The 7,569-nt window shown below is 73.1% G+C and carries 5 protein-coding genes; 4 read left to right on the forward strand and 1 reads right to left on the reverse strand.

The features are described 5' to 3' along the window. Positions 1 to 119 precede the first annotated feature (119 nt). Positions 120 to 1,667, reverse strand: coding sequence for a PucR family transcriptional regulator ligand-binding domain-containing protein (locus ACWEQO_RS23940; RefSeq protein ID WP_452985156.1), 1,548 nt, complete (start codon positions 1,665 to 1,667; stop codon positions 120 to 122). Between the two features lie 207 nt (positions 1,668 to 1,874). Here ACWEQO_RS23940 and ACWEQO_RS23945 point away from each other — a divergent pair, with 207 nt between their 5' ends. From ACWEQO_RS23945 to ACWEQO_RS23960, 4 genes are all read left to right on the forward strand, one after another. Then, entirely contained in the window at positions 1,875 to 3,335 is a 1,461-nt protein-coding gene (locus tag ACWEQO_RS23945; RefSeq protein WP_452985157.1) for a sodium:solute symporter, read from the forward strand. Positions 3,336 to 3,391: 56 nt separating this feature from the next. Further along, the gene (speB, locus tag ACWEQO_RS23950) at positions 3,392 to 4,423 is read left to right on the forward strand and encodes an agmatinase (protein ID WP_452985158.1); all 1,032 of its coding nucleotides are present in this window, start codon (positions 3,392 to 3,394) and stop codon (positions 4,421 to 4,423) included. Then, the gene (locus tag ACWEQO_RS23955; RefSeq protein WP_452985159.1) at positions 4,420 to 6,105 is read left to right on the forward strand and encodes a thiamine pyrophosphate-binding protein; all 1,686 of its coding nucleotides are present in this window, start codon (positions 4,420 to 4,422) and stop codon (positions 6,103 to 6,105) included. Before speB ends, ACWEQO_RS23955 begins: the two co-directional genes overlap by 4 nt. Positions 6,106 to 6,188: 83 nt before the next feature. Beyond that, a complete protein-coding gene (locus tag ACWEQO_RS23960; protein ID WP_452985160.1) occupies positions 6,189 to 7,433 on the forward strand; it encodes an MFS transporter in 1,245 nt (414 codons plus the stop codon). Positions 7,434 to 7,569 lie beyond the last annotated feature (136 nt).

A 7,569-nucleotide genomic window follows, 5' to 3' on the forward strand; every position in this document is an offset into this window, starting at 1 on the left:
TGGGGCAGCGCCCTGTGGGCGTCCCCCGGCATGTCGCCTCCTGGGACGTGCGTCCCCTACTCGGAGCGCCTCCGTACGGATACTCAGCGGGCCCGGCCCGGGGCGGTGGTGCCGGGTACTCAGGTGCGGCGCAGGGCGAACCACAGCTCCATCCGTACGTCCGGGTCGTCCAGGTCCGTCTCCAGCAGGGCCGCGCACCGGGCGATCCGCTGCCGCACGGTGTTGCGGTGCACGGCCAGGGCCACCGCGGTGCGGTCCCAACTGCCGTGCAGGGAGAGCCAGGTGCGCAGGGTCTCCACGAGGGCGGGGGTGCCTTCGACGGGGGCGAGCAGCAGGCGGGCGTGGGCGTCCGCGTCCGCCGGGGCGACCAGGTCGTCCAGCGCGGGGCGGGCGCCGTGCGTGACCAGCGGGGTCCGGGTGGCGCGGGCGCGGGCCAGGGCGCGGGCCGCCTGGGTGTCGCCCGCGGGCCACTCCCGCGGGCCGACGGCGGCGCTGACCCCCAGGGTCCAGCCCGGCTGCGCCCGGAGCTCCCGCCCGGCGGGGACGAGCACCCGCACGACCCCGCCCGCCGGATCCACCAGCGCCGACCCGAGCGCGGCGCCGAGCGCGGAGGCCGCCAGGGCGTCGGGGGCCTGTGCGTCCGGAGTCTGTGTGCCCGGGGTCCGTGTGGCCGGGGTCTGTGCGTCCGGCCGTGCGTGCACGACCCGCCACCGCTCCCCGCCGAGCAGCGGCGCCACCTCCTCCGGCTCGCCCCCCAGCAGCAGCCGTACGAGCGCGGCGGAGCGGGCCGCGCCGGTACCGCTCTGCTGCTCACCGGTGAGCAGCGCGAGCAGGACGGCGGCCACGGACGCGATGGTGTGGTCCCCGGAGTCCGACCGCGGAGCCGCGACGCCGAGCACGAACCCGTGACCGGCGCCGAGCGCGTACGCGGTCAGCCGGACCCCGGCGAGCGTGTCGGCGGCGGAGGTGGGCGCGGGGCGGCCGGGGCCGTCGCCGGGTGCCGGGGCCGGCCGGTGGCCGGTACCCGCCGGCCGTACCACCCGGGCCAGCCGCGCCAGCGCCGCGCCGGTCTCCGCGCCCTGGTCACGGCCGGCCGCGGCGAGCTCCGTGCCCTCCGGGCCGAACAGCACGGCCCGGCCGCCCAGCCGGCGGGAGAGCTGGTGCAGCACGGCCGGCACCGGGTTCGGGCGGGCGGCGGCGGACGCGAGGCTCTGGTGGGCCTCCGTCACCCGGCGCAGCTCCGCCAGCCGGGCCTGCGCCATCAGCTGCCACACCGCGCGGGCCACCCCGGAGAACGTGGTCCGCGGCGGCACCTCCAGCAGCGGCAGCCCGTGGAGCTCGCAGGCGGCGGCCAGTGCCTCCGGCACCGTGTCGTGCACCGGCGCCAGACCGAAGCCCAGGGCCACCCCGCCCGCCGCCACGATCCGGGAGGCGTACGCGTCGAAGTACCCCGGGCCCGCCCCGTCCGGGATGTGCACGCCCGCCGACAGCAGCAGCTCCCCGCCCAGCAGGTACGGGTACGGGTCCGCCATCTCCGAGGTGTGCACCCAGCGCACCACGATGTCCGGGCCCGACGGTCCGGCGACCCGGCGCAGTCCCAGATCCTCCCGCGCCAGGAGGGCGTCCAGGGGCACCGGGGGAGTGGGCGGGACCACGGGATCCGACATGGTGGACGTTTCCTCCAGCCCGTTCGTTCCGAATGGATGAAACGTACACTTCGCAGTCGCTTTCCAGCCACCTAGTGTCGGGTCCGACCGGCAGCCCTCGGGTGCGGCGGACGTCCCCCGCGACGGACCCCGCCGCATCCCGCGACGAGCCACCGGACAACTTCCAGCTGCACGACACCCTGACGACAGTGCGCGAAGGAGGCCGACATGGCCGTCGACTACCTGGTCATCGTCTTCTACATGGCCGCCATGCTGGCCATGGGCTGGTGGGGCATGCGCCGTGCCAAGTCCAAGAGCGAGTTCCTGGTGGCGGGCCGCCGCCTGGGCCCCACCATGTACTCGGGCACGATGGCCGCCATCGTCCTCGGCGGCGCCTCCACCATCGGAGGCGTGGGCCTCGGCTACAAGCACGGCCTCTCCGGCGCCTGGATGGTCTTCGCCATCGGCCTCGGCCTGCTGGCCCTCTCCGTCTTCTTCTCCGCCCGCATCGCCCGCCTGAAGGTCTACACCGTCTCCGAGATGCTCGACCTGCGCTACGGCGGCCGGGCCGGCGTCATCTCCGGCGTCGTCATGTGGGCGTACACCCTGATGCTCGCGGTCACCTCGACCATCGCCTACGCCACGATCTTCGACGTCCTGTTCGACATGAACCGCACCCTCGCGATCATCCTCGGCGGTTCCGTCGTGGTCGCCTACTCGACGCTGGGCGGCATGTGGTCGATCACCCTGACCGACATGGTGCAGTTCGTCGTCAAGACGATCGGTGTGCTGCTCCTGCTGCTGCCGATCGCGGTGGTCAAGGCGGGCGGCTTCAGCGAGATGAAGGCGCAGCTGCCCACCGGGTACTTCGACCCGCTGGGCATCGGCGGCGAGACCATCTTCACCTATGTGCTGATCTACACGTTCGGCATGCTGATCGGCCAGGACATCTGGCAGCGCGTGTTCACCGCCCGCAGCGACAGCACCGCCAAGTGGGGCGGCACCGTGGCCGGCACCTACTGCCTCGCCTACGCCCTCGCCGGCGCCGTCATCGGCACCGCGGCCAAGGTGCTCTACCCCGACCTCGGCAGCGCCGACGACGCCTTCGCCACCATCGTCAAGAACGAACTCCCCATGGGAGTGCGCGGACTGGTGCTGGCCGCCGCGCTCGCCGCCGTGATGTCGACCTCCTCCGGCGCGCTGATCGCCTGCGCCACCGTCGCCAACAACGACATCTGGGCGCGGCTGCGCGGGCTCACCGCGGGCTCGGGCACCGACCGCGACGAGGTCAAGGGCAACCGCGCCTTCATCCTCCTCATGGGCCTCGCCGTGATCGGCACGGCGATCGCGCTGAACAACGTCGTCGAGGCGCTCACCGTGGCGTACAACCTGCTCGTCGGCGGCCTCCTGGTGCCCATCCTCGGCGGACTGCTGTGGAAGCGCGGCACCGCGCAGGGCGCCCTCGCCTCCGTCACCGTCGGCGGTCTCGCGGTCATCGGCCTGATGGCGACCTACGGAATCCTGGCCAACGAGCCCATCCTCTACGGCCTGTTGTCCTCGCTCGCGGTCTACGTCGTCGTCTCCCTGGCGACCAGGCCCACCGACGAGGCCGTCCTCGCCGCCTGGCGGGAACGCCTGGCCGGCCGCACCCCCGAACCCGTGTCCGAAGAGGTCACTGTCTCCCAGTAGAGTCACAGGGCAGGCAGGTACATACGCGACGAAACGTAGGAAAGAAGGCAGTCCCCATGAGCAGCAACGAGACGCCCCGCGGGCCCGTCGACTCCTCCCGCGTCCCCCGGTACGCGGGCCCCGCGACCTTCGCCCGGCTGCCCCGCCTGGACGAGGTCGGCCGCACCGACGTCGCCGTGGTGGGCGTGCCGTTCGACTCGGGCGTCTCCTACCGGCCGGGCGCCCGCTTCGGCGGCAACGCCATCCGCGAGGCGTCCCGGCTGCTGCGCCCCTACAACCCCGCGCAGGACGCCTCCCCCTTCGCCCTCGCCCAGGTCGCGGACGGCGGCGACATAGCCGTCAACCCGTTCAACATCAACGAGGCCGTGGAGACCGTCGAGGCCGCCGCCGACGACCTCCTCGGCACCGGCGCCCGCCTGATGACCCTGGGCGGCGACCACACCATCGCCCTGCCGCTGCTCCGCTCGGTCGCCAAGAAGCACGGCCCGGTCGCCCTGCTCCACTTCGACGCCCACCTGGACACCTGGGACACCTACTTCGGCGCCGAGTACACGCACGGCACCCCGTTCCGCCGGGCCGTGGAGGAGGGCATCCTCGACACCTCCGCCCTCTCCCACGTCGGCATCCGCGGCCCGCTCTACGGCAAGCAGGACCTCACCGACGACGAGAAGATGGGCTTCGGCATCGTCACCTCCGCGGACGTCTACCGCCGGGGCGCCGACGAGGTCGCCGACCAGCTCCGCCAGCGCATCGGCGACCGCCCGCTGTACATCTCCATCGACATCGACTGCCTGGACCCGGCCCACGCCCCCGGCACCGGCACCCCCGAGGCCGGCGGACTGACCTCCCGCGAACTCCTGGAGATCCTGCGCGGACTGGCCTCCTGCAACCTGGTCTCGGCGGACCTCGTCGAGGTGGCCCCCGCCTACGACCACGCCGAGATCACCTCGATCGCCGCCTCCCACACGGCGTACGAGCTGACCACGATCATGTCCCGCCAGATCGCCGCGGCGCGCGCCGACAGCGCTGACAAGACCCGCAAGACCGGCAACACCGGCAACACCGACAAGGAGGGCACGGCCAAGTGACCCACGACCACGACCTGGTGCTGCGCCCGACGCCGGCCCAGACGGAGGCCGCGCTCAACCCTCCCCCCGGCCGCAACGGCGGCGACCTGGTCGTGGAGACCCTGGCCGGGCTCGGCGCGACCACCGTCTTCGGCCTGCCCGGCCAGCACGCCCTCGGCATGTTCGACGCCCTGCGCCGCTCCGACCTGAGGTACGTCGGCCTGCGGGTGGAGAACAACGCCGGTTTCGCGGCGGACGCGTACGGCCGGATCACCGGCGAGGCGGCGCCCCTGCTGCTCTCGACCGGGCCGGGTGCGCTGACCTCGCTGCCCGCGCTCCAGGAAGCGGCCGCCGCCTCCGCCCCCGTCCTGGCGATCAGCAGCCAGATCCCGACGGCCGGGCTGGGCGGCGGCCGCCACGGCTACCTGCACGAACTGCCCGACCAGTCGGCTTCGTTCCGGGGCGTGGTCAAGTCCGTCCACACGGTGCGGACCGCGTCCCAGATCCCGTCGGCGATCACCGAGGCCTGGAAGTCGGCCCTGACGGTGCCGCACGGCCCGGTGTGGGTGGAGATCCCGCAGGACGTCCTGCTCGTACAGACCGCCCTGCCGCAGGTGACGGCCATGGACGCCACCCCCGACGAGCTGCCCCCGCGCCCCGAACTGACAGCGGTGGCAGCCCACTTGCTGTCGAACGCCACTCGCCCGGCGATCATCGCGGGCGGGGGAGTGGTCCGCGCGGACGCCTCCGGCAAGCTGCGGCAGCTCGCCGAGCTGATCCAGGCCCCCGTGGTCACCACCCCCGGCGGCAAGGGCGCCTTCCCCTGGACCCACCCGCTGTCCCTCCAGTCCTGGCTGGAGGACCGCCACACGACGGACTTCCTGGAGGACGCCGACGTCCTCCTGGTGGTGGGCTCCGGACTGGGCGAACTCTCCTCCAATTACCACACGTTCACGCCCCGCGGCCGGATCGTCCAGATCGAGGCCGACCTCGGCAAGCTGGAGTCCAACCACCCGGCGCTCGGCATCCACGCGGACGCCCGCCTCGCCCTCCAGGCCCTGCTGGAGACGGCGGAACCACGCGAGGACACCACGGCACCGGAACGCGTCCGCACCCTGCTGTCGAAGGTCGCCGACCGCATCGGCGCTCAGGAGCTGACCCTGGAACAGCAGGTGTTGACAGCGGTCCGCCGCGCCCTGCCCGCCACCTCGCCCTCCTTCTGGGACATGACGATCCTGGCCTACTGGGCCTGGTCCGCCTTCGACGCCAAGGGCCCCAACCACCTGCACTCCGCCCAGGGCGCCGGCGGCCTCGGCTACGGCTTCCCGGCCGCCCTCGGCGCCGCGGTCGCCGACCCCACCCGCCCGGTCCTGGCGGTCTCCGGGGACGGCGGCGCCCTGTACTCCCTCGCCGAACTGGCCACCGCCCGCCAGTACGACCTCGACGTCACCTGGCTGATCGTCGACGACGGCGGCTACGGCATCCTGCGCGAGTACATGACCGACACCTTCGGCGAGCCCACGGCCACGGAACTGACCCGCCCGGACTACGTCGCCCTCGCCGAGTCCTTCGCCGTCCCGGCCGTCCGCACCACCCCCGAAACCCTGGAGCACGACCTGACACAGGCCCTGGCCACCCCCGGCCCCTCGGTGGTCGTCCTCCCGGCCCTCCTGCGCATGTTCGCCCCGACCCACCTGGATTGAGCGACCGCCGTCCGAAACCCCTGCTAAAATATGCGAGTTGGCCTCCGGAGCTCCCCCAGTGGGTGCGTCCGGAGGCTTTTTTCATGCCCTCCGACGACACGTCCGCACCCACTTCCCCCTCCACCGCACCTTCCTCCACCGCGCCTCCCGCCACCGGCTACCGCGCCCTGCTCCGCAACCGTGAGTTCACCGGCCTGTACGTCAGCTTCACGCTGACGGTCGCCGCGAGCACCCTGTCCGGCTTCGCACTCGGCACGCTGGTCGACGACCGGACCGGGTCCCCGTTCCTGACGGCCGTGAGCATGTACGGCGCCACGTTCGCCACGGTGCTCGGCGCACTGACGCTGATGTCGGCCGCGGACGGGAAGCGTCCTCGCCGAACCCTCGTCACGCTCCAGTGCGTCTCCCTGGCGGGCGTCGCGGCGCAGGCGGTTCCGGGGCTGCCACTGGCCGCCCGGTTCGGGCTCCTCCTGGTGCTGGGGTTCTTCCAGTCCCTCGGCGCCGGAGCACGGATGGGGCTGCTCGCCGAAGTCGTACCGGCCTCCACGTACGTGCTCGCGCGGTCGCTGATGAACATCACCTCGGGCGGCACGGCCGTTCTCGGCTTCGCCGTCGGCGCCCTCCTGCTGCGCCACCTGAGCCCGCACGAGGTCTTCGCCGTCGCCGCCGTCCTGACCGGACTCGGGCTGGTCGCCGTGGCGACGACCGTCCGGGAGCACTCGACCCGCCGCCCGGCCGATCCGGGGCGTCCCGACCCCCGCCCCGGACTGCGCCGGACCTGGACGACCAACGTCGAACTCTTCTCCCACCCCGGCAGGCGTGCGCTGCTGCTGAACCTGTGGGTTCCCAACGGCCTGATCGTCGGCTGCGAGGCGCTGTTCCTCTCCTACGACCCGGAGCAGGCCGGTCTCCTCCTGGCCGCGAGCTCGGCCGGCATGCTCCTCGGAGACCTGACGGTCGGGCGACTGCTCACCGCCGACCGGCGACGCCGCTGCGCGTTCGCCCTGCGGCTGCTGCTCGCCGTGCCGTACCTGCTGTTCGCCGCCCACCCGCCCACGATGGTGGCGGCGGCAGCGGTGTTCGTGGCCGGTGCCGGGTTCGCCGCCACCCTGCCGCTCCAGGAACAGCTCCTCGCGCTGACCCCCGACCCGGTCCGCGGCCAGGTCCAGGGCGTGGAGTCCGCCGGCCGGATGACCTGGCAGGGCATCGGAGCCGCGCTTGCCGGAGGCCTCGCCCTGTACCTCGGCCCCGGCCCCACGATCACCGTCCTGGCCGCCCTCTCCGTCACCGTCACCGTCCTCTCCCGGCCCTTTGTGCTCCGCGCCTGATCGCCCCAGGTCACAGGGCCGGTTGGTTCGGAGAGCCCTTTAGACGTCGTTTCTTATGGCTGAGGCTCGTGTCGTCGACCGGCCAGGTGGGTGTCGGTGCGATGTGGAAGTCTCCGGGGCATGAGCTACGACCTTG

The sequence above is a fragment of the Streptomyces sp. NPDC004051 genome, from assembly GCF_053604275.1.

Excerpts from the sequence above, each read along its gene's own strand:
- ACWEQO_RS23940 (WP_452985156.1), bottom strand. The coding sequence starts at position 1,667 with ATGTCGGATCCCGTGGTCCCGCCCACTCCCCCGGTGCCCCTGGACGCC.
- ACWEQO_RS23945 (WP_452985157.1), top strand. The coding sequence starts at position 1,875 with ATGGCCGTCGACTACCTGGTCATCGTCTTCTACATGGCCGCCATGCTG.
- speB (WP_452985158.1), top strand. The coding sequence starts at position 3,392 with ATGAGCAGCAACGAGACGCCCCGCGGGCCCGTCGACTCCTCCCGCGTC.
- ACWEQO_RS23960 (WP_452985160.1), top strand. The coding sequence starts at position 6,189 with ATGCCCTCCGACGACACGTCCGCACCCACTTCCCCCTCCACCGCACCT.